Genomic DNA, 26720 nt, shown 5'->3' with positions numbered 1-26720 from the left:
CTAGGCCGGCGCAGGGTGGAACGATTGCGGGAGTTACTTGACGCTGACCAGCTTGATCTCGAACACCACCGCCACGTTCGGCGGGAAGCCGGTGCGCGGGTCGGCGCCGTAAGCCTGGGCCGGCGGCAGCGCCACTTCCCACTTGGAACCGGCCGGCATCTGCAGCAGCGCTTCGCGCATGGCCTGCATTTCCACGGCGCTGATCTTCAGATCCTTCATCGACTGCGCCGGACGGGCTTCCGCCGGACGCTGGCCGAACGGATACGGACCGGACACCAGCAGTTCGACGGTGCTGGCCTGGGTCGGCTTCGCACCGGTGCCGTTCTCCATCACCTTGTAGGGCACACCGCTGGCGAGCGTCTTCACGCCGGCCTGGCCCTTGAACTGGGCGATGAACTGGTCGCTCTTGGTCTTGTTCTCGGCCGCGACCTTGTCGTACTCGGCCTTGGCCTGCTGGGCGCGGGTCTGCTCGCGCTTCTGGAAGGCTTCCAGCGCCGGCTTCAGCTGATCGGCGGTCAGGGCGGGCTGCTTCTTGCCATAGGCATCCTGCAGGCCCTTCACCACGGAATTGATGTCCAGCTGCTCACCACGTGCGGTCAGCTCGGCAAGGTTGTTGCCGTAGTCGTAACCGAAGTAGTAGCTCAGCTTGCCTTTCTCGGACGAGACGTCCTGGGCCAGGGCGCTACCGGCCATGGCGAATGCCGCAACAGCGACCGCAATCGAACGCAACTTCATCAACACACTCTCCGAAGATATGGCGACGGCGGCATACCGCCTGGAATGGACGCGCTAGGATAGCCGCCGTAGCGCTTAACCGCCACTGACGACAGGCGGGTCTGACCGGACCTTGCCCGAAGAGTTCCGATTTCACTCAAAATTTACAAAATCCCGCGAAAAACGCCATGCCCGAACCTCTTGTCCTTGTCGCCGATGACGCCGGCATCCGTCGCCTCACCGTCAACCGCCCCGACAAACTGAACGCCCTCAATGCCGCCACGCTGGACGCCCTGCAGGTGGCCTTCGATGACGCCGCTGCCGATGCGAACGTTCGGGTCGTCGTGCTCACCGGTGCCGGTCCGAAGGCCTTCGTGGCGGGCGCCGACATCGCCGAAATGGCGGACCTGCGTGCCACCGACGGGCGCGACTTCTCGTTGCGCGGGCAGAAGCTGATGCGCACCATCGAGACGCTGCCCAAGCCGGTGATCGCGATGGTCAACGGCTTCGCGCTGGGCGGCGGGCTGGAACTGGCCATGGGCTGCCACCTGCGCATCGCCGCGGACAGCGCCAAGGTCGGCCAGCCCGAGATCAACCTGGGGCTGATTCCGGGATTCGGCGGCAGCCAGCGGCTGCTGCGCCTGGCCGGGCGCTCCGCCACGCTGGAGCTGTGCCTGCTCGGCGCGCCGATCACCGCCGAACGCGCGCTGCAGCTGGGCATCGTCACGCGCGTGGTCCCGGCAGCGGAGCTGGACGCGGAAACGATGAAGATCGCCGCCCAACTGGCGGGATCGGCACCGCTCGCGCTGCGGGCGACGCTCGATGTCATCAACATCGGCGGTGAGTGCGGCATCGAAGAAGGCCTCCAGTACGAGAGCGCGCAGTTCGGCCTGATGTTCGCGACCGACGACATGCGCGAAGGCACGCGCGCGTTCACCGAACGTCGCAAGCCTGCGTTTACCGGTCGCTGAGGCACGGCGCTCCGCGTGTCCTCGCTGCCCTGCCCCTGCTGTGACCAGGCGTGCGCACTGCATGCGCGACTGACGGCCGACGACCTTGATGGCGCCATCGACGCGGGCCTGATGACCTTCCAGCCTTGCGCCTGCGCAGACGAGAGCACTGTTGCCCTGGTGCTGCAGGCCCAACAGCGCCTGCGCACGGCGTGGGACGCGCGTGAGCGTTACCGGCAGCGCGAGGCACGGCTGGCACGCCGCGCCGCGGAACGCGACGCGCGCCGGCTGAAAGCACCCACCGTCGCCACCACCGAAACCGCGCGCCCCGCCCTGCCATCCAGCGCCGCGGAGATCCTGGCGCGCGCCAAGGCCAAGGCTGCGGAGAGGATGAAGCGATGACGCCTGCTCCCAGGCGCAGCGCCACGCTGACCCGCGCCGACGTCGTCGAACTGTTCTCGCGTCTGCGCGAACTCAATCCGAAGCCGACCACCGAACTGGAGTACAGCACCCCGTTTGAACTGCTGGTCGCGGTGACGCTGTCGGCACAGGCAACCGATGTGGGCGTCAACAAGGCGACGCGGCGGTTGTTCCCCGTAGCCAACACGCCCGCCGCCATCCTCGCGCTGGGCGAGGACGGGCTGAAGAAATACATCGCGACGATCGGCCTGTTCAACGCGAAGGCCAAGAATGTCATCGCCACCTGCCGCATCTTGATCGACGAGCACGATGGTGAAGTGCCGCGCTCACGCGAAGCGCTGGAAGCGCTGCCCGGCGTCGGCCGCAAGACCGCGAACGTGGTGATGAACACCGCCTTCGGCGAACCGACCATCGCCGTGGACACGCATATCTTCCGCGTCGCCAACCGCACGGGGCTGGCGCCGGGCAAGGATGTGCGAGCAGTGGAAGACAGACTGCTGAAGGTGGTGCCGGCGGAGTTCATGCAGGATGCACATCACTGGCTGATCCTGCATGGCCGCTACGTGTGCAAGGCGCGCAAGCCGGACTGTCCGCAGTGCGTGATACGTGATCTCTGCCGATTCAAGGAAAAGACAGCCGCTTGATGCGGCATGACCATCTGCCGCCGGCGCGGCCTCATTGCAAAAGGCGCCAACCGGCTGTTGCGGGCCGGCTCATCCTGCACGGCCGCTACGTCTGCGAAGCCCGCAAGCCGGATTGCCCGCAATGCGTGATCCGTGATCTCTGCCGATACAAGGAAAAGACGGCGGCCTGACGCCGCCGTCGTCCTGCGCGCGAGCGCTTACTGCGCGTCGCGTTCGATGAAGGGCTTGCGCGGCAGCCGCTCCTCGCGCATCGCGGCGTGGTAGGCGAACGAGGCGATGATCGCCGCGGCCTGCTTCAGGTCTTCCGGCACCACGTGGTCGTAAGTGTCTAGGTGCGTGTGGTGGACGTGGGTGAAGTAGTCCGCCGGATCCTGCACGAACTGGAAGCCCGGCAGGCCGACGCGATCGAACGAGATGTGGTCGGTGCTGCCGGTGTTGCGCGTGGTGACGATGGTCGCGCCGATGTCGTTGAACGGCTCCAGCCACGCCTTGAAGATCGGCACGGCGGCGTGGTTTTCCTGCGCGTAAATACCGCGGATGCGGCCGGTGCCGTTGTCGAAGTTGAAGTAGGTGGAGAACCGGTCGTAGCCGCGCTGGCGCTGCAGCGGGCCGGTGCCGCGCTGGTATGCGCGCGGCAGCGCCTTCTGCTCGGGATCGGTCGGCGCGGGATAGTCCGCCAGGTGTTTGGCGACGTAGCCTGCCGAGCCGTGCAGGCCTTGCTCTTCGCCGCCCCACAACGCCAGCCGGATCGTGCGACGCGGTTTCGCACCGACCGCCTTGAGGATGCGCATGGCTTCCATCATTACGACCACGCCCGCGCCGTTGTCGCTGGCGCCGGTGCCGGTGTGCCACGAATCGAGGTGCGCGCCGATGATGACCACGTCGTCCGCCTTGCCGCTGCCGGGAAGCTCGGCGAAGGTGTTGGTCGCAGGCAGGTCCTGTTCGCTGGTGAACGCGGAATCCACGTCGATGCGCAGGCGCACCGGCTGCTTGCCCTGCACGGCGCGCACCAGCGGGTTGTAGTGCTCGGCCGGCAACACGAGTTCGGTCACGCCCACCGGCTCGCCGGCCTTGCGTGCACCACCGCCCGTCACGCGGATGATGCCGTTGTCCCAGGAGCTGATCGACAGCGTGGCCAGCACGCCCTCCTCCGCGAGGAACGTGTTCAGCGCCTTGCTCAGTTCGGTCCGCTTGCGGTACTCGTCCAGGCGCTTCTGCTGGGCATCGGGCGCGGCGTCTTCCGGCATCGGGAACGTCTGCAGTTCGCCCAGCTCCGCCTCGCTGTAACGGCGGAAGTCGGTCTTCTCCGAGGGCTTGTTGGCGCGCACCTCGTCCACCAGCACGATGCGCCCGCGCAGCTTGCCGCGCTGCTTTTCGATGTCTTCCAGCGTCTTGAACGACGCAAGTACCACCTCGCCCTCGACCGGGCCATCGGTGCCGCGGGTCCAGGCCTTCGGCAACGCATGCACCGGCTGCTGGCGCGGCGACAGCATTTCCACGCGCGATGCACGAAACGCCCAGCCACGCCCGAAGGCCGGGTCGTACACCTCGTCATGGACGTTGGACAGGCCCCAGCCGGACAGCTTGCCGCGCGCCCAGGCGCTGGCCTGCGTGTAGTTAGGCGAGTTGGTCAGGCGTGGCCCGACGGTTTCGGTCAGTTCCTTCAGGTTGGCGGCCGCCTGGGAGCGGTGGAAGGCCTCGCTCCGGATCTTCGCCACCATGTCCAGGTCGACCGGTTCGGCGGCCCGCGCCGGCCCCGCCATCGACATTCCCACCCACAACGCAACGCCTGCCACAAACGCCGAATGCTTCACCACGCCCCCTGGTTCTGAAAGGATCCCCGTCCCTGCGCCACCGGGACAGGTCCCGGGGCCGCCTTCCAGTGTCTCTGCGTGGCGCGCGACGGACCCCTGCCAATCGTCATGGTCGCCGGGACCCGGGTTCCGGAAACGACAGGGCCCGGGAGACGATCCCGGGCCCTGCGTTCACGCGATGGCGGCACGCGGCCGCGCGTCGTGGATTACCAGCTGAACTGCGTACGCAGCGCGTACTGCGCGGTTTCGTCGCCGGTGACTTCGTTGTCGCCCTGCGTGTAGTTGAACATGAAGCGCAGGTTCGGGTTGACGTAGTAGTTCATGCCGAGGATCCAGCTGGTGACCTCGCGGTTCAGCGTCTCGTTCTCGACGTAGTCGTAGCGACCGGTCAGCTCCCACAGGCCCTTGTCGGCGACCTTCGGCGAACCGAACACGCCGGTGCCGCCCTTGTACGGCTTGTGACCGCCGTTGAGCATGAAGCTGCCCTGCACGTAGTACGTCTTGACGTCCTGGTCGCGACCCAGCGGCTGGCCGTAGGTGGCGTCGGCGTACTCGGCCTGGAAGAAGGCCGGGCCGAACGAGCCGGCGGCTTCCACCGCCATCACGTCGACGGTGTTGCGGCTGGCGCCGGTGGTGGTGGCGATGACCTGCGACGGACCGCGACGACCGGCGTAGTTCGAGGTGGCGACCAGGTCGGCCGAACCCAGGTTGTTGTCTTCGAAGCTGTACCACGCGCCGAAGTGCAGGGTGTTGTTGTCGGTGTTGATCGGCGCGAAGGTCACGCGACCGGCGGCACCCATGCCTTCGTTGCGCGTGCCGGCGGCACCGCGCAGGTTGAACACGCTCAGGCCGGCGGTGTAGTTCTCGCCGGCGCGCAGGTAGCCCACGCCCTGCTGGAACTGGCGACCGGAGAACAGACCGGTCGCCGAAGCGAACGGACGCTCCATGGTCAGCAGTTCGTTGGAGCTGGTCAGTTCTTCCATCGCGCGGTAGGGCTTGAAGTGACCGATGGTGAACTTGCCGCCCAGCGCGGACTTGGCGATGTAGACGTCACGGAAGCCGTCCAGGCCGCCGCCGGCGCCGAAATCGTTCTCCATCTTGTATTCCCAGCCGTAGGCCTTGCCCTGCAGGGTCAGGCGTGCGCGACGGAACTCGGTGGTGCCGGTGGTGCTGGCCAGGTCGCGGTCGAAGGCATAGGTGTCGAAGTGGATGCGGCCACCGACGCTGGCTTCGAATTTGCCGTCGGCCGACGTGATCTTCAGGCCGCCCTTGGTGTCGACCTTCGGCGAGCCGGTGGTGATCTTGTCCAGCTGCGCGGCGGTGTCGATGTTGACGTCGGACTGCGCGTCGCTGCGCTCTTCCAGCTCGGCCACCTTGGCCGACAGCGCTTCCAGCTGCGCCTTCAGTTCGGCGATCGTCTGATCGCGGGAGTCGGCGGCGGACGCCGAGAAGCTGGTGCTGCCCATGGCGACGGCAAGCGCGGCGGCCAGGAGGGAATAACGCATGGTGACTCTCCGAGTGGAAAATGGGTAAAAGCGCAGGCTTCGCGGACGCGGCGTTTCCCTTCGGAAATCATTAAGCGCCCGTCAAAGATGCGCTAAAGGATGGGAGTGAAATCTTTCAGTCACATGTGAGTTTCATGACCGACATGTGACAGCGCATCGAGGAATACGGCGCGGACGGGCCGAGCACGCAAGACGCGCTCTATATGTATGTGCCGAACGACGGCCAGCCGGATCCGTCACAGGCAACCCGAGGCGTCCACCCTCTTTCTTCTTCGCCATGCGGCCACGGACTGCCGGCGCGCATGCGCGCCCGGCGTCACGGGACTGTCGCAATGCCGACACGGGGCTGTCACACAAACGTCGTGGAATGGCCACCCAACGGGCATGCCCCGTCCTTCCACCCTGCCTTCTCCCAGGAGATTTCCGTGCTCAACTCGATCAAATCCCGCGTCGCGCTGCTCGCGCTCGCCTCGGCCTTCTCGGCGCAGGCGTTCGCCGCCGACGTGACCGGCGCCGGCGCGTCGTTCGTGTATCCGGTGATGACCAAGTGGTCCGCCGACTACGCCAAGTCGACCAACAACCGCGTCAACTACCAGTCGATCGGTTCGGGCGGCGGCATCGCGCAGATCAAGGCCGGCACGGTGGATTTCGGTTCGTCCGACGCCCCGCTGAAGCCGGAAGAGCTGGCCAAGTACGGACTGGCGCAGTTCCCGTCGGTGATCGGCGGCGTGGTGCCGGTGCTGAACGTGGCCGGCCTGAAGCCGGGCCAGCTGAAGCTGGACGGCCCGACGCTGGCGAACATCTTCCTGGGCACCATCAAGACCTGGAACGACCCGGCCATCGCCGCCCTGAACCCGGGCGTGACCCTGCCGGCGCAGCGCATCACCGTCGTGCGCCGTTCGGACGGTTCGGGCACCACCTTCAACTTCGTCAACTACCTGTCCAAGGTCAGCCCGGAGTGGAAGACCAAGGTCGGTGAAGGCACCACCGTGCAGTGGCCGACCGGCGTGGGCGGCAAGGGCAACGAAGGCGTTGCCGCGTACGTGAAGCAGATCAAGGGCGGCATCGGCTACGTCGAACTGTCCTACGCGCTGCAGAACAAGATGGCCTATGCCAGCCTGAAGAATGCCGCTGGCCAGTTCGTGCAGCCGAGCGAAGAGAGCTTCGCCGCCGCGGCCGCCAGCGCCGAGTGGGGCAAGTCGAAGGACTTCTACCTGGTGATGACCAACGCCCCGGGCGCGCAGTCCTGGCCGATCACCGCCACCAACTTCATCCTGATGTACAAGGCGCCGAAGAAGGGCAACAAGGACGCACGCGACTTCTTCCGCTGGGTCTACGCCAATGGCGACGCCCAGGCCAAGTCGCTGGACTACGTCCCGCTGCCGCCGGCCCTGGTCCAGCAGATCGAGACCTACTGGAAGGCCAACCTGAAGTACTGATCGGACCCGCCGGCTCGGTCTCTCCCCGTGCCGGCACCGGGGTGGCGCTCCCTCCCGCGCCGCTCCACCCCTGGCGGGCCTTCGGGCCCGCTTTCTTTTTGCCTGTCGCCCGCCACCGCGTCGCATGACAGCGCGAGACCGTGATGTCATCACGCTGTAACAAAAACATCATTTCATAGCGTGGATCACAAACGACCCGTCTGGAGAGTCCATGCACATCCGCTCCGCCCGCCTGGCCACGCTGGCCCTGGCCACCGCCTTCTTCGCCGCCGCCTGCGGCGGAAAGACCGACGCCCCGGCCGCCACCCCGGCCGGTGACGCCGCCGCCCCGGCCGCTGCCGGCGCGCAGCAGATCTCCGCCGAACTCACCGGCGCAGGCGCATCGTTCATCTATCCGCTGATGGCCCGCTGGTCCACGGACTACAACAAGTCCACCGGCGCCAAGATCAACTACCAGTCCATCGGCTCCGGTGGCGGCATCGCCCAGATCAAGGCCGCGACGGTCGATTTCGGTTCGTCCGACAAGCCGCTGTCGTCGGAAGAGCTGGCGCAGGCCGGCCTGGCCCAGTTCCCGTCGGTTATCGGCGGCGTGGTGCCGGTCATCAACGTTGAAGGCCTGCAGCCGGGCCAGCTGAAGCTCAACGGCACCGTGCTGGCCGACATCTTCCTGCACAAGATCACCACCTGGAACGACCCGGCCATCGTCGCGCTGAACCCGGGCGTGACCCTGCCTTCCGGCAAGATCAACACCGTGCACCGCTCCGACGGGTCGGGCACCACCTTCAACTTCGTCAACTACCTGTCCAAGGTCAGCCAGGACTGGAAGGCGAAGGTCGGCGAAGGCACCTCGGTCAACTGGCCGGGCGGCGTGGGCGGCAAGGGCAACGAAGGCGTCGCCGCCTACGTGCGCCAGCTGAAGGGTTCGATCGGCTACGTCGAACTGGCCTACGCCGAACAGAACAACATGTCGTACGCCTCGCTGCAGAACGCGGCCGGCCAGTTCGTGAAGCCGACTCCCGAGAGCTTCGCCGCCGCCGCGGCCAGCGCCGACTGGGCAAACGCGAAGGACTTCAACCTGGTCATCACCAACGCGCCGGGCGAGCAGGCGTGGCCGATCACCGCGACCAACTTCATCCTGGTTTACAAGCAGCCCAAGGATGCGACCAAGGCGAAGCACACGCTGGAGTTCTTCAAGTGGGCCTACGAGCAGGGCCAGGCGCAGGCCAACGAACTGGATTACGTGCCGCTGCCGCCTGAACTGGTCGGCCAGATCGAGCAGTACTGGAGCACCGAGATCAAGCTCTGATCCCGACGCCACCGCGCGGGCCGTCCATCCGGGCGGCCCGCTGTCATCACGCGGTAACCGCACCACCGTGCACTAGCTCTTCACGCGCCAACCGCCCCTCCCCCACCTCCCGGGTTGCATGAACGCCACCGCCCTCCCCGCTTCCCTGACGGACGTGCGCACTGCGAAAGACGCGCGCGCCGACCGGTTGTTCCGGCTCGCGCTCACCGGCGCCGGCCTGTTCGTCCTGATTTCGCTGATCGCCGCCGCCCTGTCGATGCTGTGGGGCGGCCGCGAGGCCCTGCAGACCTTCGGCCTGGGTTTCTTCACCAGCACCGACTGGAATGTCGGTACGCGCGAGTTCGGCGCGCTGGTGCCGATCTTCGGCACGCTGGTCAGCGCCGGCATCGCCATGCTGATCGCGGTGCCGGTGAGCTTCGGCATCGCGGTGTTCCTGACCGAAGTCGCACCGGCCTGGATGCGCGGTCCGGTCGGCATGGCCATCGAACTGCTGGCCGGCATCCCCTCGATCATCTACGGCATGTGGGGCCTGTTCGTACTGGCGCCGCAGCTGAGCGAACACGTCTACCCCTGGATCAACGACAACCTCGGCCAGCTGCCGCTGGTCGGCGTGCTGCTGTCGGGCCCGCCGTTGGGCATCGGCATGATGACCGCCGGCCTGGTGCTGGCGATCATGGTGATCCCCTTCATCTCCTCGGTGATGCGCGAAGTCTTCCTGACCGTGCCGGGCCGTCTGAAGGAATCGGCCTACGCACTGGGCTCGACCAAGTGGGAAGTGGTCTGGGACATCGTGCTGCCCTACACCCGCTCGGCGGTGATCGGCGGCGTGTTCCTCGGCCTGGGCCGCGCGCTGGGCGAGACGATGGCGGTGACCTTCGTCATCGGCAACGCCTACGCGATCAGTCTGGCGCTGCTGGAACCCGGCACCTCGATCGCGGCGACCATCGCCAATGAGTTCGCCGAAGCCACCGATCCGCTGCACAAGGGCTCGCTGCTGCTGCTCGGCTTCACCCTGTTCGTGCTGACCTTCATCGTGCTGGCGATCGCCCGCCTGATGCTGCGCCAGCTCGCCAAGCGGGAGGGCAACTGATGTCCGCTTCGCTCTATACGTGGCGCAAGGTCAAGAACGTCGCCGCGCTGTCGCTGTCCATCGCCGCGGCGATGTTCGGCCTGATGTGGCTGGTGTGGATCCTCTGGACCACGATCACCAAGGGCATGGGCAGCCTGAACCTGGACCTGTTCACCCAGATGACGCCGCCGCCGAACGAACCCGGCGGCCTGGCCAACGCGCTGTTCGGCAGCGTGGTGATCAGCCTGCTGGCCATCGTGCTGGGCACGCCGATCGGCATCGCCGCCGGCACCTACCTGGCCGAGTACGCCAACAAGCACTGGCTGGGCGAGACCGTCCGCTTCGTCAACGACATCCTGCTGTCGGCGCCGTCCATCGTGCTGGGCCTCTTCATCTACACCGTGATGGTGGCGCAGATGGGCCACTACTCGGCGTGGGCCGGTGCGGTGGCGCTGGCGTTCATCGCGCTGCCGGTGATCGTGCGCACCACCGACGAGATGCTGCGGCTGGTGCCGCAGCAGATGCGCGAGGCCGCGCTGTCGCTGGGCGTGCCGCAATGGAAGGTCACCACCCAGGTGCTGATGCGATCGGCGCTGCCGGGCATCGTCACCGGCATCCTGCTGGCGCTGGCGCGCATCAGCGGCGAAACCGCCCCGCTGCTGTTCACCGCCTTCAACAACCAGTTCTGGAGCACGGACCTCAACCAGTCCATGGCCAACCTGCCCATGGTGATCTTCCAGTACGCGATGAGCCCGTACGACTCCTGGAACTCGCTGGCCTGGGCCGGCGCCTTCCTCGTCACCGGCATGGTGCTGGTGCTCAGCCTGATTGCGCGAACCATCCTTCTTCGAAACAAGGTGACCCATGAATGACGCCGCCCGCATTGCCGTGGTGACGCCGCAGCGCCACGACGACCTGTCCGCGCCGGCCAGCGTGAAGCTGGCGGCGAAGGGCCTGGACTTCTACTACGGCGACTTCCACGCGCTGAAGAACATCAACCTGGAGATTCCGGAAAAGCGCGTCACCGCGCTGATCGGTCCTTCCGGTTGCGGCAAGTCCACCCTGCTGCGCATCTTCAACCGCATCTACTCGCTGTACCCGAAGCTGCATGCCAAGGGCGAGGTGCTGCTGGACGGCGACAACATCCTCGACGCCAAGTACCCGATGAACCGCCTGCGCAGCAAGGTCGGCATGGTGTTCCAGAAGCCGGTGCCGTTCCCGATGACGATCTATGAAAACGTCGCGTACGGCATCCGCCACCACGAGCGCCTCAACAAGGCCGACATGGACGTGCGCGTCGAGCAGGCGCTGCGCCAGGCCGCCCTGTGGGAAGAGGCCAAGGACAAGCTGAAGCAGAGCGCGCTGGGCCTGTCCGGCGGCCAGCAGCAGCGCCTGTGCATCGCGCGCGCGGTCGCGCTGCGTCCGGACGTGATCCTGCTGGACGAGCCGACCTCGGCGCTGGATCCCATCTCGACCAGCAAGATCGAGCAGTTGATCGAAGAGCTGAAGCACCAGTACACGATCGCCATCGTCACGCACAACATGCAGCAGGCGGCGCGCGTGTCCGACTACACGGCCTTCATGTACCTGGGCGAGCTGGTCGAGCACGACGCCACGTCGACGATCTTCTCCAACCCCGGCAAGCAGCAGACCGAAGACTACATCACCGGCCGGTTCGGCTAAGGATGCCATCCATGAATACCCAACCACACGAGCACATCGTGAAGAGCTACGACGAAGAACAGCGCCGCGTGGTCGCGGAAATCGTGCGCATGGGCGAAACCGCCGTCGCGCAGCTGGAGGCCGCGATGGACGTGGTCGAACGCCGCGACGACAAGGCCGCGCAGCGGATCATCGCCAACGACGAAGCCATCGACGCGATCGAACACCAGGTCAGCCATGACCTGATGCAACTCGCACTGCGCGGCCCGATGGCGCGCGACTTGCGGGTGATCCTCGCCGGCCTGCGCATCCCGGCCGACATCGAACGCATCGGCGACTACGCCGCCAACGTGGCCAAGCGTTCGATCGCGCTGAACCTGGCGCCGCCGATGCCGCAGATCACCGGCCTGCGCGCGCTCGGCAAGCTGGCGGCGCGCCAGGTACGCGATGCACTGGCGGCCTACCAGACCAGCGACGCCGAGCAGGCGGTGCAGGTGCGCGCACGCGATGCGGAACTCGACGCGCATTACACCGCACTGTTCCGCGAGCTGCTGACCTACATGATGGAAGATCCGCGCAACATCACGCCGTGCACGCACCTGCTGTTCATGGCGAAGAACCTGGAGCGCATCGGCGACCACGCCACCAACATCGCCGAGAACGTCTGGTTCCTGGTGCATGGCGAGCAGCCGCTGCCGCCGCGCGACAAGCGCGACGAGACCAGCACCACGGCGGTCTGACCGCGGATCTTCCGCATTGCAGCACCGCAGACGCCCCGCTTCCACGCGGGGCGTCTGCATTCAGTGGGCCGCATACGGCCGCCTAACGCACAACGTCTACACTGTCGCCACTTCCCGTGCGGCCCCCGTCGCACCCCATTGGAGAGCATGACGATGTCCAAGACGAACAAGCCCGCCGCTGTCGCCATCGCCCTGGTCGGCGGCCTCGCCCTGACCGGTTCCGCGTTCGCGATGGAACCGCTGGCACAGGGTTACCTGCTCGCGGCCGGCGAAACCGCCAAGGCCGGCGAAGGCAAATGCGGTGAAGGCAAGTGTGGTCTGGCCAAGGCCGACACCGACAAGGACGGCAAGGTCTCGGAGGCCGAGTTCACCGCCGCGCATCCGGACAAGGCGGCCAAGTTCGCCGAGATCGACACCAACAAGGACGGCTTCATCGACGCGGCCGAACACAAGGCCCATGCCGGCGCCAAGGGTGCCGAGGGCAAGTGTGGCGAGGGCAAGTGCGGCGGCGACAAGAAGACCGAAGGCACCAAGTAAGCCCTTCCGTGCGGGTCCCGGTAATGCGCCGGGACCCGCAGGCTCATCCACATGAGTGTTCCGCTTCCTTCCGACACCGCCGGCCTTGGCCTGCGACGCGTCCTGCTGGATGACCTGCTGGAGGCGCCGGCGGGCACGTTCGACTTCCTCGAATGCGCGCCCGACAACTGGATCGGCGTCGGCGGCCGCTACGGCGAAGCCCTGCAGACGCTGTCTTCCCGTCATCCGCTGACCTGCCACGGGCTGTCGCTGTCGCTCGGCGGCGTCTCGCCGCTGGACGATACCTTTCTCGCGCGTACGCGGCGGTTCCTCGACCAGCACGACGTCGCGCTGTACAGCGAACACCTGAGCTACTGCAGCGACGACGGTCATCTGTACGACCTGATGCCGATCCCGTTCACCGACGAGGCCGTGCATCACGTGGCGGCCCGCATCCGCCAGGCGCAGGACGCACTGGGCCGGCGCATCGCGGTGGAGAACGTCTCCTACTATGCCGCGCCCTACCAGGCGATGTCGGAAATCGACTTCGTCACCGCGATCCTCGACGAAGCCGATTGCGACCTGCTGCTGGACGTCAACAACATCTACGTCAACGCGATCAACCACGGCTACGACGCACGCACCTTCCTTGCGCGCATGCCGTCGGCGCGGATCGCGTCCTACCACGTCGCCGGTCATTACGACGAAGCCGACGATCTGAAGGTCGATACGCACGGCGCGCCGGTAAAGGACGACGTGTGGTCGCTGCTGTCGATGGCCTACGCCACCCACGGCGTACGTCCCACGCTGCTGGAGCGCGACTTCAACTTCCCGCCGATGGCCGAACTGGCTGCGGAAGCGCGACGCATCCGCGAGCTCCAGTCTGCGCACGCAGGCGCAGCTGCGCGTACAACACATGGCTGAGACCCTGCACGACCAGCAGTTCTCGCTGTCGCGCCATCTGCGCGATCCGTCGTCGCATCCGCCGCCGCCCGGCATCGAAGACCGCCGCCTCGCCATCTACCGCGACCTGTTCTTCAACAACATCGAAGGCCTGCTGTCCGGCAATTTCCCAGTGATCCGCAAGACGCTGGGCGATGAGGCGTGGCGCGCACTCGTGCGCCAGTTCTATGCCACGCATCGCAGCCACACACCGCTGTTCCCGGAGATAGCACGCGAGTTCATCCGCTACCTGGAAACGCGCGACGACAACGCGCTGCCGCCGTGGTTGCGCGAACTGGCGCACTACGAGTGGGTCGAGCTTGCGCTGCAGATCGCGGACGACGTGGTGCCTGCCCATGTCGCCGACGGCAACCTGCTGGCCGGCGAACCGGTGCCATCGCCTTTCGCCTGGGCGCTGGCCTACCAGTGGCCCGTGCATCGCATCGGCCCGGACTTCCAGCCCGATGTGCCTCCGACCGAGCCGACACTGCTGCTGGTGCGTCGCGATGCCGGCTACCAGGTGCGGTTCGCGGCGATCTCGCCGCTGGTGTACCGACTGGTCGAACTCTTGGGCGAAGGCGGCCGCACAGGGGCCGACGCCCTGCGTCAGCTGGCCGCGGAGGCCGGCGTGGACGACGTACCCGCTTTCGTCGAGCAGGGCGCCGCGATGCTCACCCGCATGCGCGAGGAAGGCACGGTGTTGGGGACGATCCCCCGTATCTGATCTGTGGGAGCGACGTCAGTCGCGATTGCCTGCCAGCCTGCAGTCCGCGTATCGCGACGGACGTCGCTCCCACAGGAATGAAACCCGGGTCGCGGTTGGGCTCCCAGCCAAGGAAGCGTCCCTGCCCTCTGCTACCCTTTCCCGCATGGAAAACACCCCCGAAGCCGCCCGCATCACCCCCATGGCCCAACGCTTCCGCGGCTACCTGCCCGTGGTGGTGGACGTGGAGACCGGCGGCTTCGACTGGAACAAGCACGCCCTGCTGGAACTGGCGGCGGTGCCGCTGGACCTGGACGAGAACGGCCTGCTGGTCTGCGGCACGACGTCGAGCGTCCACCTGCATCCTGCGCCGGGCACCGAGATCGATCCGAAGTCGCTGGAAGTCACCGGCATCGACCTGGATCATCCGTTCCGTTTCGCCAAGCACGAGAAGGATGCGCTGGACCATGTCTTCGCGCCGGTCCGCGCCGCGGTGAAGAAGCACGGTTGCCAGCGCGCGATCCTGGTCGGCCACAACGCGCACTTCGACCTCAACTTCCTCAACGCCGCGGTCGCGCGCGTGGCGCACAAGCGCAATCCGTTCCATCCCTTCAGCGTGTTCGACACGGTGACGCTGGCGGGCGTGGCCTACGGCCAGACGGTCCTCGCCCGCGCGGTACAGGCGGCCGGCTTCGACTGGAACGCGGAGGATGCGCATTCGGCCGTCTACGACGCCGAACAGACCGCGCGCCTGTTCTGCAACATCGTGAACATGTGGCCGAAGCCATTGGGCTGACACCTCGCTTCGGGACGGCGTCATGCGATTGACCGCGATCCAGGCCAACATCACCACGCTCGACGTCGACGCCATCGTCAACGCGGCGAACAGTTCGCTGCTCGGTGGCGGCGGCGTGGATGGTGCGATCCATCGCGCGGCCGGCCCAGACCTGATGCACGAATGCCGGCTGCTCGGTGGCTGCAAGACCGGCGAGGCGAAGATCACCAAGGGGTATCGCCTGCCGGCGCGTCATGTGATCCATACCGTCGGCCCGGTCTGGCGTGGCGGTGACCAGGGCGAGCCGGCACTGCTCGCCGCGTGCTATCGCAACAGCCTGGCGCTGGCGGAGAAGCACGGCCTGCACAGCATCGCGTTTCCGTGCATCAGCACCGGCATCTTCGGTTATCCCGCGGACGCTGCCGCGCGTGTCGCGGTCGACACAGTGCGCGCGACATTGTCGGCAGCGTCCGAACCGCCGGACGTGACCTTCTGCTGCTTCTCCGGCGACGACCTGGCGATCTACCAGGCCTTGCTCGCCTGACTACGCTTCACCGTTGGCCGCCGTCTGCACGGGCGGGCGCGAGGTCATCGCCGCGCCAGCGGACGCGATGATGATCGCCGCGATCGCCAGCCACTGCAGCATCGACAGGCGCTCGTGCAGGAACAGCAGGCCACAAAGGGCGGCGATAGCCGGCTCCAGGCTCATCAGCATGCCGAAGGTGCGCGTCGGCATCTTCGTCAGCGCCACCATCTCCAGGCTGTACGGAATCGCGGTGGACAGCAGCGCCACCGCCAGCGCGACCGGCAGCAATGCGGGCGCCAGCAGCGCGGCACCGGCATGCGCCACGCCGAACGGCACCGCGACCGCGGCCGCGATGCAGCTGCCTATCGCGACCGTCTGCGGCCCGTGTGCGTTGCCCGCCTTCTGGCCGAACACGATGTACATCGCCCAGCAAGCGCCGGCGCCGAGCGCGTAGGCCGCACCGACAGGATCCAGCGCCTCGGCGCCCTGCTCCGGCACCAGCAGCACCAGGCCGACGACCGCGAGCACCACCCAGATCACGTCACGCAGGTGGCGCGAACCGAACAGCGCGACTGCCAGCGGGCCGGTGAATTCCAGCGCGACCGCGATGCCCAGCGGCACGGTTTCCAGCGACTTGTAGAACAGCAGGTTCATCAGGCCCAGTGAAGCGCCATAGAACAGCAACAGCGGCCACTGCTCCCGCGTCACGCGCATGCGCCATGGCCGGAACACGATCACCAGGATCAGCGTGGCCAGTGCCAGTCGCAGCGCCGTCGCGCCGGTGGCACCCACCGCCGGAAACAGACTCTTCGCCATCGAGGCGCCCGCCTGGATGGAGAGCATGGCGACGAGCAGCAGCGCGATCGGCTGCCAATGGACGGGAGCATGGGAATTCGGGGACGACATGACGGCACTGCCTGCGGGCGCCGTTGCGCCGGCTTGAAGGGGGAATGGATTGCGCACTATATTGCGCAGACCGAAGCTTACCGGATGCGCAATATAGTGCGCAACCCCTGCCCATGAGTGTGCTGGAACACGTTGCCGAGAATATTCGCCGCCTGCGGACAGATGCAGGCCTCAGCCAGCAGGCCCTGTCGGTCGCCGCGGACGTCTCCCGCCGCATGCTGGTCGGGATCGAGTCCGGCGATGCGAACGTCAGCCTCAACACGCTGGACCGCATCGCCGAAGCGCTGAAGGTGACGTTTGCGGACCTGGTGAAACCGCCAAGTGCGCCGGGCCTGGACCGCATCGAGGCGCTGGCCTGGAGCGGTCGCACGCCGGGGTCGCAGGGCGTGCTGCTGGCGACCGCGCCGGCCACGCACGATGTCGAGCTGTGGGCGTGGACGCTGATGCCCGGCGACCGCTACACCTCGGCGGCCGATCCGGCCGGCTGGCACGAGATGTTCTTCGTCATCGAGGGCAACCTGGTGATCGAACTGCCGGACGGCGAGCAGATCGTCGCGGCTGGCGACTTCTTCGTCTTCCCCAGCGATCGCGACTACGCCTACCGCAACGACGGCGACACGCCGCTGCGCTTTATCCGCAACGTCGTGCACTGAAACGCTGAAGACCTACTTCGCCGGCGGAGTGATGCCGTGCCGGCGCAGGATCTCGCGCAGGCGATCCAGCGGGATCGCCTCGACGGTCTCGCCATTGCCGCTGACCGTGGTCGCCATGAACAGCGAGTTGTAGATCGCCTCTTCCACCGCGTCGACGCTGGCCTGGAAGACGGCGCTCGTCTGCTCGTTGGCCAGTTCCGAGGTCTCAAGACGCGGGGCGTCGAACGTGCGGCGGACCGACTCCGCCGTCGAAAACGCCAGCACATAGTCGCCGCTTCCGTTGGACGCGGAACTGCCGGTGCGACCCAGTCCCATCATGCCGCGCGAAGCGAGGCGACGGAGATTGCGGTCGCTGAGCGGCGCATCGGTGGCGATGACGATGATGATCGAGCCGTCGCCGCGGTCATCCGCAAGTCCATGACGGTCGTCGGCCTGCAGGGCGACCGCATTCTGGAACGCGTAGCGATCCAGTTCGCGTCCGACCGGTGCGCCCGATACCTGCAGCACGCCACCGAAATTGCTCTGCACCAGCACGCCGACCGTCCAGCCGCCCAGCGACGCGGGCAGCCTGCGCGACGACGTGCCGATGCCGCCCTTCCAGCCGAACGCCACCGTGCCGGTACCGGCGCCGACGCTGCCTTCCTGCACGGCGCCTTCTTTCGCGGATTCCAGCGCGTGGCGCACCGCATCGGCCGTAACCGGGCGTGCGCGGATGTCGTTGAGGCCGCCGTCGTTGGTTTCGCCGACCACCACGTTGAGCGAGCGCACCTGCTGCATGTCGGGCTGGGCCAGCATCCAGTCGGCCATCGCATCGGCGGCCTTCCACACGCACAGTGTGCAGGTCAGCAGGATCGGCGTTTCCAGTTCGCCCAGTTCGTTGACCTGGGTGCTGCCGATGAACTTGCCGAAGCCGTTGCCGACATGCAGCGCCGCGGGCACCCGCGAGCGGTAGACGTTGCCGGGATGCGGCAGGATCGCGGTGACACCGGTACGGACGGTGTCGCCTTCCTTCAGCGTCACCTGCCCGACGCGCACGCCGGCGACATCGGTGATGGCGTTGTGCGTACCCGGGGCGAAGATGCCGGGAGCGACCCCGAGGTCGCGTGCACGGACGCGCGCGTCGTCGCGAGCGACCGCAGAGAAGGAACACGCCACCAGCGACAAGGCGATCAGGCAGCGGAGGATCGTGCAGCGTTCCTTGCTCATGCGGGGTTCCTTGCTTACTGGCGCTGGCGGACAGCCTCGAACAGCGTGATGCCGGCCGCGACCGAGACGTTGAGGCTTTCGATGTCGCCGGGCATGGGGATCTTCACCAGCCCGTCGCAGTGTTCACGCGTCAGGCGGCGCAGGCCATCGGCTTCGCCACCCAGCGCCAGCGCCACGTTGCCTCTCAGGTCGATGGAATACAGCGACGCGTCCGCTTCGCCGGCCAGGCCGTAGATCCACACGCCGAGCTGCTGCAGGTCGCGCAGGCAGCGCGACAGGTTGGTCACCTGCACGACCGGGATACGGTCGGCGGCACCGGCCGAGGTCTTGCGCACGGTGGCGTTGACGCCGACCGACTTGTCCTTGGGGATGATCACCGCGGTGACACCCGCGGCCGCGGCGCTGCGCAGGCAGGCGCCCAGGTTGTGCGGGTCCTGCACGCCGTCCAGCACCAGCAGCAGCGCCTTGCCCTCGGCGGCTTCCACCAGGCCCTGCAGTTCGTCTTCGTCCCAGGTCCTTGCAGCGGCATAGCGCGCCGCCACGCCCTGGTGGCGCAGCGAGCCGGCCACGCCATCCAGCGCCTGCCCGGTAACGCGGCGCACGTCGATGCCCTTGCGGCGCGCGTTCTCTTCAATCTCGGTCAGGCGCGCGTTCTTGCTGCCGCCTTCGACCAGCACCTCGCGCACGTTGTCGGCATCGTTCTCGATGGCCGAGGCCACCGCGTTGACGCCGACGATCCACTGGTTCTGCTTGCTCATGCGCTGTACGGCCGCGTTGGAAAGGCCGGCATTATCGCACCGACCGCCGGCTCAGCGCGGCGGCCAGGCGGTCGTGTCATGGTCCGGGTGCTGGAAGGACACCACGCCCGCGAGGAACACAGCCGCCGCCTCATCCTCTTCGGTCAGCCGCTGCGGCAAGGCCGGCAGGGCATCCACATACGGCAGCTTGGCCTCGACGCCGTACTGCACCCAAGGCGCCAGTCCCACCGGATCGTCGAACGCCCCCGCCGCCAGTGCCACGCCATCCGGTGCCTCATAGGTCAGCGGCGTCCCGCAGTCGGCGCAGAAGCCGCGACGGACGACATTCGAGGACTGGAATCGCTTCGGCTCGCCGCGCGTCCATTCCAGCAGCGCGCCACGCGTGGACACCAGCGGTGCGTAGTACGCACCGAACGCCTTCTGGCACATGCGGCAATGGCAGATCGACGCGTCCGTCAGTTCGCCGGTGACGCGAAAGCGCACCGCGCCGCACTGGCAACCACCGGTACGGACCGCGCCGCCCATGCGTCAGTACGCCTGCTTCTTGCGCTTCGCCGGCTGACCGCGCGGTGCCGGCGGCGGCAGACCGCTGTCCTTGGTCTTGTCCTCGACCAGTCGGAAGTCGATCTTGCGTTCCTCCAGGCTGGCCTTCAGCACGATGATGCGTACGCGGTCGCCCAGCCGGAACGACAGGCCACGGCGTTCACCGGACAGCGTCTTCCGTACCGGATCGAAGTGGTAGTAGTCCTGCGGCAGTTGGGTCACGTGGACCAGGCCGTTGACCTTGGACTCGTCCAGTTCGACGAACAGGCCGAAGCTGGTGACGCCGCTGATGACGCCATCGAACTGGCCGCCGACATGCTTCTCCATCCACGCGGCGCGGAAGCGCTCGTCGACCTCGCGTTCGGCCTCGTCGGCACGACGCTCGCGCTCGGAGCACTGCAGCGCCAGCGCGGCCATGTCGCGTGCCGAATACTGGAACGCGTCCGGCGACTTCTTCGTCAGCCCGTGCTTGATCGCGCGGTGCACCAGCAGATCGGGATAGCGGCGGATCGGCGAGGTGAAGTGCGCGTACGCCTCCAGCGCCAGGCCGAAATGGCCGACGTTGTCCGGCGAGTACACCGCCAGGCTCTGGCTGCGCAGCAGCACCGATTCCAGCAGCGCCGCGTCGGGACGCTCGCGCACCTTCTTCAGCAGGTTGGTGAAATCCTTGGGCTGCACCTTGCCCCACGACGGCATCGACAGCTTGAATTCCTTCAGGAACTCCAGCAGGTCCATGTACTTGGTCTCCGGCGGCTTCTCGTGGATGCGGTACGGCGCCGGGATATGCGCCTTCAACAGGAACAGGGCCGCCTGGACGTTGGCCGCGATCATGCATTCCTCGATCAGCTTGTGCGCGTCGTTGCGCACCAGCATGCCGGCCTGCGTGACTTCGCCGCGGTTGTCGAGGACGAAGCGCACCTCGGAGCTTTCGAACTCGATGGCGCCACGCTGCGTACGCGCCTTCGCCAGCACGTGGTAGAGCTGGTACAGACGCTCCACGTGCGGCAGCACCGGCGCGATCTGCGTGCGGACCTCGTCGTCGTTTTCGCCGACCGCCTTCCACACCTGGGTGTAGGTCAGGCGTGCGTGCGAATTCATCACCGCTTCGTAGAACCTGGAGCTGGTCACCTCGCCGTCGCGGTTGACCTGCATGTCGCAGACGAAGGTCATGCGGTCGACCTTCGGGTTCAGCGAACAGATGCCGTTGGACAGCGTCTCCGGCAGCATCGGCACCACGTAGCCGGGGAAGTACACGGAGGTGGCGCGCTTCTGCGCCTCGTCGTCCAGCGGCGCACCGGGACGGACATAGTGCGAGACATCGGCGATGGCAACGATCAGGCGGAAGCCATCGCGCGTCGGCTCGCAGTAGACCGCATCGTCGAAGTCCTTCGCGTCCTCGCCATCGATGGTCACCAGCGGCGTGGACCGCAGGTCGACGCGATCGCCGATCATCGCCGGCTCGACCACCAGCGGCACCGCGGTGGCTTCGTCCAGTACTTCCTGCGGGAACTCATGCGGCAGGTTGTGGCCGTGGATCGCGGCTTCGACCACCAGCGATGGCGTCAGGCTGTCGCCGAGCACCGCGATGACCTTGCCGATGGGAGGCCGGCGTGCGTCCGGCGCCTGCGTCAGTTCGACGACGACGAGCTGCCCATCGCGCGCACCGCCGGTCGCGTCCTGGGGAATCTGCACGTTGCGCTGGATGCGTTTGTCGTCCGGTGCAACATAGGCGATGCCGACCTCGAAGCCGAAGCGGCCGATCAGGCGGGTGACGCCACGCTCCAGCACGCGCGCGATGCTGCCTTCGCGGCGACCGCGGCGGTCGATGCCGGTGACATTGGCCAGCGCGCGATCACCATGCATGACCTTGCGCATTTCATAGGGCGGCAGGAACAGATCGTCGCCGCCGCCCGTGTCCGGACGCAGGAAGCCGAAGCCGTCCGGGTTGGCGATCACCGTGCCCGCGATGAGGTCGGTCTGCTGCACCGGCGCGAAGCCGCCGCGGCGGTTCTGCACCAGTTGTCCGTCCCGGACCATCGCCCCCAGCCGCTTGGACAGGGCATCGAACCGGTCGGGTGCATCCAGCCCGAGCGGACCGGCGATCTCTTCCGCCGTCTGCGGACCTTCCGCCGCTTCGAGGAAACCGAGGATGGCCTCGCGGCTGGCGATGGGCTGCTCATAGCGCTGGGCTTCGCGCTGCGCATGCGGATCGACGAAGCGGCCTGCCCCGCGTGGACCGGGTCCGGCCGCCGGGCGCCGTGCCTGCGACGCAGGCGCCGGGCGGGACGGCGCACGGGCCATCGCTTCGGGCATCCAGGGTGGCAGGCTCTTCTTGGCAGGTTTGCCGGTCTTTGTCGGCTTGCCGGATTTGCCGGCCGTACGCGACGCGGCTGCGCCGCCCTGCTTGCTTCCTTTCCCGGCGGGCGTCTTGCCGCCGCTTTTCGATGTTTTCTTGGTCATGGCGGGATGGTACACCTCGCCTGAACCACGTCATGCGAACGAACCGTTGACATTCCCCCGGCCTGTCCTCAAAATGCGCGCCTCGCTTACCTGCCCAGGTGGCGGAATTGGTAGACGCACTAGTTTCAGGTACTAGCGGGTAAAACCGTGGAGGTTCGAGTCCTCTCCTGGGCACCACGCACAACGAAGACCCTCGCGAAAGCGGGGGTTTTTCGTTTCCGACTTCGTGCAACGGCGACACGCATGCACCAACCCGACCTCACGCGTCCTCACGGCGACCCGCAGTAGGCTGCCGGCCACGCACGACGACGCAACGCCAGGGGGCGCGCATGGAGTTCCAGCAGATCCTGTTCCTCGCCATCCTGGCGATCACCCTGGGTCTGTTCGTCAGCGAAAGACTGCGCGTCGATCTGGTGGCGCTGCTCGCCCTGCTCGCCCTGCTCGCGCTGACGCTGACCGGCATCCTTGGTCCCAAGGAAGCGCTGTCCGGTTTTGCGAGCGAACCGGCCATCATCGTCGCCGCCGTGTTCGTGCTGTCCGCCGGCCTGTCGGCCACCGGCATCACCGAGCGCATCGGTGCGGGCATCGGTCGCGCCGCCGGCGGCAGCGAATGGCGCACCATTGCGGTGGTGATGCCGGCGACCGCGGCGCTGGCCGCGTTCTCGCACCATGTGATGGTCACCGCGATGATGCTGCCGATCCTGATGCGCATCGCGCGGGACCAGAAACTCGCCGCGTCGCGCCTGCTGATGCCGATGTCGCTCGCCGCCTCGCTCGGCACCACGCTGACGCTGTTCAGCGCGCCCGCCTTCCTACTGTCGAACGACCTGATCAAGCGTGCCGGCCTGCCGTCGCTGGACATCTTCGCCATCACGCCGATCGGCATCGCGCTGGTGGTACTGGGCACGGTGTACATGCTGCTCGGGCGCTGGCTGGTGCCCAAGCGCGAAAGCGATGCGCCGCAGGGCGACTACCTGAAACTGGATCGCTACTACACCGAGTTGCTGGTGGAAGAGGATTCACCCTGGATCGGCAAGCCCCGGGGCGAGTTCGCCAAGACCTTCGACGACCGCCTGCAGGTGGTGGACTGGCTGCGCCACGGCATGCGCCGCCGCAACCAGCGCCTGGACAGCGTCCTGGCCGCCGGCGACGTACTGCTGGTACGCGCGTCTCCCGACGAGATCGCCTCGATCCGCGACGAGCCCGGCCTGGCGCTGCATGCGGTGGCCAAGTACGGCGACAAGCGCGAGGAAGGCAAGAGCGAGGCCCTGGGCGAGGAGCAACTGGTGCAGGCGGTGGTCGCGCCGCACTCCGAGTTCATCGGCCGCAGCGTGTCCGACATCGACTTCCTGCGGAACCTGGGCGTGGTCGTCGTCGGCCTGTGGCGTCGCGAAGGCTGGCTGCATGGCGAACTCTCGGAAATGGTGCTGCAGGAAGGCGACCTGCTGGTGCTGTGGGGTCAACAGCAGAACTTCGAACCGCTGGCGGCGCACCACGGCTTCCTGATGCTGGTGCCGTTCGGCGGGCAGAAGAAGCCACGACGGCGCGCGCCGGTCGCGCTGGCGATCATGGTCGCCGCGGTGGCGGCCGCGGCCACCGAGACGCTGGCGCCGCATATCGCGTTCCTCGCGGGTGCGGTGGCGATGGTGCTGACGCGCTGCGTGGATATCGAACGCGCCTACCAGGAAATCGACGTCCGCATCTTCGTGATGATCGGCGGCGTGATCCCGCTGGGCATCGCCATGGAGAAGACCGGCACCGCGGCGCTCGTGGCCGACCTGCTGCTCAACCACACCGCGCACTGGTCTCCGCTGCTGCTGCTGCTGGTGATGTTCGGCACCGCCGCCCTGCTGACGCAGATCCTCTCCGATGCCGCGACCACGGTGCTGCTGGCGCCGATCGCACTGGCACTGGCCACCGGCCTGGAACTGAACCCGGTGCCGTTCGTGGTGTGCACGGCGATGGGGGCGGTGGCCTCGTTCCTGACCCCCATCGGCCATCACGGCAACCTGCTGATCCTCAATCCGGGGCGCTACACCTTCGGCGACTTCCTGCGCGTGGGCATCCCGCTGACGGCGGCCATCGCCATCACCACCGCCTGGCTGGCGCGCTGGCTGTGGCTGGGCGGCCCGCTGGTGCCCGGTAGCAGCGGCTGAGACGGGGCGGCGGGTAGAATGGCCGGGCTTTCCGCCCTGCAGACCGCACACCCGCAATGACCGAAACGATCCGCCCCACCTTCCACGGCTTCGAACAGATCCCGCTGCGCGAGTATGCCGAGCGCGCCTACCTCGACTACTCCATGTATGTCGTGCTGGACCGTGCCCTGCCCTTCATCGGCGACGGACTGAAGCCGGTGCAGCGTCGCATCGTCTACTCGATGAGCGAGCTGGGCCTCAATGCCGGCGCCAAGCCGAAGAAGTCCGCGCGCACCGTCGGCGACGTGATCGGCAAGTACCACCCGCATGGTGACAGCGCGTGCTACGAAGCGCTGGTGCTGATGGCGCAGCCGTTCTCGTACCGCTACCCGCTGATCGAAGGCCAGGGTAACTTCGGTTCGCCGGACGACCCGAAGTCGTTCGCCGCGATGCGCTATACCGAATCCAAGCTCACGCCGATCGCCGAAGTGCTGCTGGGCGAACTGGGCCAGGGCACGGTGGACTGGACACCGAACTTCGACGGCACGCTGGAAGAGCCCACGTGGCTGCCGGCGCGCCTGCCCCACCTGCTGCTCAACGGCACCACTGGCATCGCGGTCGGCATGGCGACCGACGTACCGCCGCACAACCTCAACGAGATCGTCAGCGCCTGCATCCGCCTGATCGACGATCCGGATGCGACCGTCGCCGACCTGTGCGAGCACGTCCGCGGCCCGGATTACCCGACCAAGGCCGAGATCATCACCGCGGCGTCCGACCTGCGCACGATGTACGAGAACGGCACCGGCAGCGTCCGCGCGCGCGCCGTGTGGCGCAAGGACAACGCCAACATCGTCATCGACGCCCTGCCCTACCAGGTGTCGCCGTCGAAGGTGATCGAGCAGATCGCCGCGCAGATGCGCGCCAAGAAGCTGCCATGGCTGGAAGACATCCGCGACGAATCCGACCACGCCAATCCGGTGCGCGTGGTGCTGATCCCGCGCTCCAACCGCGTGGACGCCGAACAGCTGATGGGCCACCTGTTCGCCACCACGGACCTGGAGAAGAGCTACCGGGTCAACCTCAACATCATCGGATTGGACGGGCGTCCGCAGGTCAAGAACCTGAAGATGTTCCTGACCGAATGGCTGGCGTTCCGCAGCGATACCGTCACCCGCCGCCTGAAGCACCGGTTGGACAAGGTCGATCGCCGTCTGCACCTGTTGGAAGGTTTGCTGGTCGCATTCCTCAACCTGGATGAGGTCATCCGCATCATCCGCACCGAGGACGAGCCGAAGGCCGCGCTGATCGCGCGCTTCAAGCTGAGCGAGGAACAGGCGGACTACATCCTCGAGACCAAGCTGAAACAGCTGGCCCGCCTCGAGGAAATGAAGATCCGCGGCGAGCAGGACGAACTGAAGGCCGAGCGCGAGAAGATCGCCGGCATCCTGGAGTCGAAGGCCAAGCTGAAGAAGCTGATCAAGGACGAACTGACCGCCGACGCGAAGAAGTTCGGCGATGCGCGCCTGTCGCCGCTGGTGCAGCGCGACGCCGCGCAGGCGCTGGACGAAACCGAACTGGTCGCCAGCGAACCGATGACCGTGGTGCTGTCGGAAAAGGGATGGATCCGCGCGGCCAAGGGCCATGACGTGGATGCGTCCACACTGTCCTACCGCGATGGCGACGGCCTGCTCGGCGCAGTGCGTTCGCGCAGCACGCAGCAGGTGGCCTTCCTCGATTCGGAAGGCCGCAGCTATTCGACCGCCGTGCACACCCTACCGTCGGCGCGCGGCAACGGCGAACCGCTGACCGGCCGTTTCTCACCGGCGGCGGGTGCGTCGTTCCAGGCCTTGGCCAGTGGCGACAACGACAACCGCTTCGTGCTGGCGTCGTCGCACGGCTATGGCTTCGTCACCCGCTTCGAGAACCTCACCGGCCGTCAGAAGGCCGGCAAGGCGATGCTCAACTTGACCGTCGGCGCGAACGTGCTGCAGCCGGCGCAGGTGCCCAACACCGAAACCGACCGCATCGTCGCCGTCACCAGCGCCGGCCACCTGCTCGCCTTCCCGGTCAGCGAACTACCGGAACTGGACAAGGGCAAAGGCAACAAGATCATCGAGATCCCCAAGGCGAAGCTCGGTACCGAGCGCGTGGTCGCGATCGCCGCGGTGTCGCCGGGTGCCACGCTGCTGGTCAAGAGCGGCCAGCGCACTATGAGCCTGTCGTTCAAGGACCTGGATGAGTATGTCGGCGCGCGTGCGACGCGGGGCGGGTTGTTGCCGCGCGGGTGGCAGAAGGTCGATGGACTGGACGTCCAGTAGTTCGCCATACGGG

25 protein-coding genes, 1 tRNA gene and 1 pseudogene are annotated in these 26720 nt (G+C 67.0%); 19 read left to right on the top strand and 8 right to left on the bottom strand.

Features of this window, described 5'->3' with window-relative positions:
- Positions 1–33: 33 nt before the first annotated feature.
- Positions 34–735, bottom strand: coding sequence for an FKBP-type peptidyl-prolyl cis-trans isomerase N-terminal domain-containing protein (locus IB225_RS12545; protein ID WP_192311557.1), 702 nt, complete (start codon positions 733–735; stop codon positions 34–36).
- 167 nt (positions 736–902) lie between these two features.
- Between IB225_RS12545 and IB225_RS12540 the strand changes: the two genes are divergently transcribed.
- From IB225_RS12540 to IB225_RS20385, 4 genes and pseudogenes are all read left to right on the top strand, one after another.
- Entirely contained in the window at positions 903–1685 is a 783-nt protein-coding gene (locus IB225_RS12540) for an enoyl-CoA hydratase-related protein (protein ID WP_192311556.1), read from the top strand.
- A 15-nt stretch (positions 1686–1700) separates the two neighbouring features.
- Positions 1701–2066, top strand: coding sequence for a hypothetical protein (locus IB225_RS12535; RefSeq protein ID WP_192311555.1), 366 nt, complete (start codon positions 1701–1703; stop codon positions 2064–2066).
- Positions 2063–2728: an endonuclease III gene (nth, locus tag IB225_RS12530; protein ID WP_192311554.1), complete on the top strand. Its 666-nt coding sequence runs from the start codon at positions 2063–2065 to the stop codon at positions 2726–2728. The genes IB225_RS12535 and nth overlap by 4 nt, the downstream gene beginning before the upstream one ends.
- 68 nt (positions 2729–2796) lie before the next feature.
- Positions 2797–2898, top strand: a pseudogene (locus tag IB225_RS20385) (endonuclease III); the annotation flags it as partial.
- Between the two features lie 27 nt (positions 2899–2925).
- Here the strand turns inward: IB225_RS20385 and IB225_RS12525 are convergent.
- Positions 2926–4497, bottom strand: a complete 1572-nt coding sequence (locus IB225_RS12525) for a M28 family metallopeptidase (protein WP_192311896.1) — start codon at positions 4495–4497, stop codon at positions 2926–2928.
- A gap of 251 nt (positions 4498–4748) precedes the next feature.
- On the bottom strand, positions 4749–6047 hold the full coding sequence (locus tag IB225_RS12520; protein ID WP_192311553.1) for a porin: 1299 nt from the start codon (positions 6045–6047) through the stop codon (positions 4749–4751).
- A gap of 425 nt (positions 6048–6472) precedes the next feature.
- Here IB225_RS12520 and pstS (IB225_RS12515) point away from each other — a divergent pair, with 425 nt between their 5' ends.
- From pstS (IB225_RS12515) to IB225_RS12465, 11 genes are all read left to right on the top strand, one after another.
- Positions 6473–7486, top strand: a complete 1014-nt coding sequence (gene pstS / locus IB225_RS12515; protein ID WP_192311552.1) for a phosphate ABC transporter substrate-binding protein PstS — start codon at positions 6473–6475, stop codon at positions 7484–7486.
- A gap of 211 nt (positions 7487–7697) precedes the next feature.
- Positions 7698–8792, top strand: a complete 1095-nt coding sequence (gene pstS / locus IB225_RS12510; RefSeq protein WP_192311551.1) for a phosphate ABC transporter substrate-binding protein PstS — start codon at positions 7698–7700, stop codon at positions 8790–8792.
- A gap of 118 nt (positions 8793–8910) precedes the next feature.
- The gene (pstC, locus tag IB225_RS12505) at positions 8911–9882 is read left to right on the top strand and encodes a phosphate ABC transporter permease subunit PstC (protein ID WP_192311550.1); all 972 of its coding nucleotides are present in this window, start codon (positions 8911–8913) and stop codon (positions 9880–9882) included.
- Positions 9882–10733, top strand: a complete 852-nt coding sequence (gene pstA / locus IB225_RS12500) for a phosphate ABC transporter permease PstA (protein ID WP_192311549.1) — start codon at positions 9882–9884, stop codon at positions 10731–10733. The genes pstC and pstA overlap by 1 nt, the downstream gene beginning before the upstream one ends.
- Positions 10726–11544 (top strand): phosphate ABC transporter ATP-binding protein PstB, encoded by an 819-nt coding sequence (gene pstB, locus IB225_RS12495; RefSeq protein ID WP_192311548.1) that lies wholly within the window; start codon positions 10726–10728, stop codon positions 11542–11544. Before pstA ends, pstB begins: the two co-directional genes overlap by 8 nt.
- 11 nt (positions 11545–11555) lie before the next feature.
- On the top strand, positions 11556–12263 hold the full coding sequence (phoU, locus tag IB225_RS12490) for a phosphate signaling complex protein PhoU (protein WP_192311547.1): 708 nt from the start codon (positions 11556–11558) through the stop codon (positions 12261–12263).
- A gap of 153 nt (positions 12264–12416) precedes the next feature.
- A complete protein-coding gene (locus IB225_RS12485) occupies positions 12417–12800 on the top strand; it encodes a hypothetical protein (RefSeq protein WP_225583722.1) in 384 nt (127 codons plus the stop codon).
- Between the two features lie 51 nt (positions 12801–12851).
- Positions 12852–13703 (top strand): DUF692 domain-containing protein, encoded by an 852-nt coding sequence (locus IB225_RS12480; RefSeq protein WP_192311545.1) that lies wholly within the window; start codon positions 12852–12854, stop codon positions 13701–13703.
- Positions 13696–14445, top strand: a complete 750-nt coding sequence (locus tag IB225_RS12475; RefSeq protein WP_192311544.1) for a putative DNA-binding domain-containing protein — start codon at positions 13696–13698, stop codon at positions 14443–14445. The genes IB225_RS12480 and IB225_RS12475 overlap by 8 nt, the downstream gene beginning before the upstream one ends.
- A gap of 145 nt (positions 14446–14590) precedes the next feature.
- A complete protein-coding gene (gene rnt / locus IB225_RS12470; protein ID WP_192311543.1) occupies positions 14591–15220 on the top strand; it encodes a ribonuclease T in 630 nt (209 codons plus the stop codon).
- A 22-nt stretch (positions 15221–15242) separates the two neighbouring features.
- Positions 15243–15743, top strand: coding sequence for an O-acetyl-ADP-ribose deacetylase (locus IB225_RS12465; protein ID WP_192311542.1), 501 nt, complete (start codon positions 15243–15245; stop codon positions 15741–15743).
- On the opposite strand, the gene rhtA is transcribed toward IB225_RS12465, so the two are convergent.
- Positions 15744–16631, bottom strand: a complete 888-nt coding sequence (gene rhtA / locus IB225_RS12460; RefSeq protein WP_192311541.1) for a threonine/homoserine exporter RhtA — start codon at positions 16629–16631, stop codon at positions 15744–15746. It abuts the gene before it with no gap.
- A 113-nt stretch (positions 16632–16744) separates the two neighbouring features.
- Between rhtA and IB225_RS12455 the strand changes: the two genes are divergently transcribed.
- Entirely contained in the window at positions 16745–17284 is a 540-nt protein-coding gene (locus IB225_RS12455; protein WP_225583718.1) for an XRE family transcriptional regulator, read from the top strand.
- Between the two features lie 12 nt (positions 17285–17296).
- On the opposite strand, the gene IB225_RS12450 is transcribed toward IB225_RS12455, so the two are convergent.
- Genes IB225_RS12450 through rnr form a run of 4 tightly spaced genes read right to left on the bottom strand, consistent with a single transcriptional unit; the run spans position 17297 to position 22251 of the window.
- Complete coding sequence (locus IB225_RS12450) at positions 17297–18490, bottom strand: P1 family peptidase (protein WP_192311539.1); 1194 nt, start codon at positions 18488–18490, stop codon at positions 17297–17299.
- Between the two features lie 14 nt (positions 18491–18504).
- Positions 18505–19248 carry a 23S rRNA (guanosine(2251)-2'-O)-methyltransferase RlmB gene (rlmB, locus tag IB225_RS12445; RefSeq protein WP_192311538.1) on the bottom strand — a complete coding sequence of 248 codons (744 nt, stop codon included), beginning with the start codon at positions 19246–19248 and terminating at the stop codon, positions 18505–18507.
- A 51-nt stretch (positions 19249–19299) separates the two neighbouring features.
- Positions 19300–19773, bottom strand: coding sequence for a GFA family protein (locus IB225_RS12440; protein ID WP_192311537.1), 474 nt, complete (start codon positions 19771–19773; stop codon positions 19300–19302).
- Between the two features lie 3 nt (positions 19774–19776).
- Entirely contained in the window at positions 19777–22251 is a 2475-nt protein-coding gene (gene rnr / locus IB225_RS12435) for a ribonuclease R (protein WP_192311536.1), read from the bottom strand.
- A 92-nt stretch (positions 22252–22343) separates the two neighbouring features.
- Between rnr and IB225_RS12430 the strand changes: the two genes are divergently transcribed.
- The 3 genes from IB225_RS12430 to parC all read left to right on the top strand — a co-directional run bounded on the left by IB225_RS12430 (position 22344) and on the right by parC (position 26707).
- Positions 22344–22428: transfer RNA gene (locus IB225_RS12430), tRNA-Leu, on the top strand.
- Between the two features lie 152 nt (positions 22429–22580).
- Positions 22581–24407: an SLC13 family permease gene (locus IB225_RS12425; RefSeq protein ID WP_192311535.1), complete on the top strand. Its 1827-nt coding sequence runs from the start codon at positions 22581–22583 to the stop codon at positions 24405–24407.
- Between the two features lie 56 nt (positions 24408–24463).
- Positions 24464–26707, top strand: a complete 2244-nt coding sequence (gene parC / locus IB225_RS12420) for a DNA topoisomerase IV subunit A (protein ID WP_192311534.1) — start codon at positions 24464–24466, stop codon at positions 26705–26707.
- Positions 26708–26720 lie beyond the last annotated feature (13 nt).

This window comes from Pseudoxanthomonas sp. PXM02, assembly GCF_014851805.1.
GTDB lineage: Bacteria > Pseudomonadota > Gammaproteobacteria > Xanthomonadales > Xanthomonadaceae > Pseudoxanthomonas_A.
The sequence above is the reverse complement of the archived record's forward strand: the minus strand, read 5'-3'. Positions and strand labels throughout refer to the sequence as shown.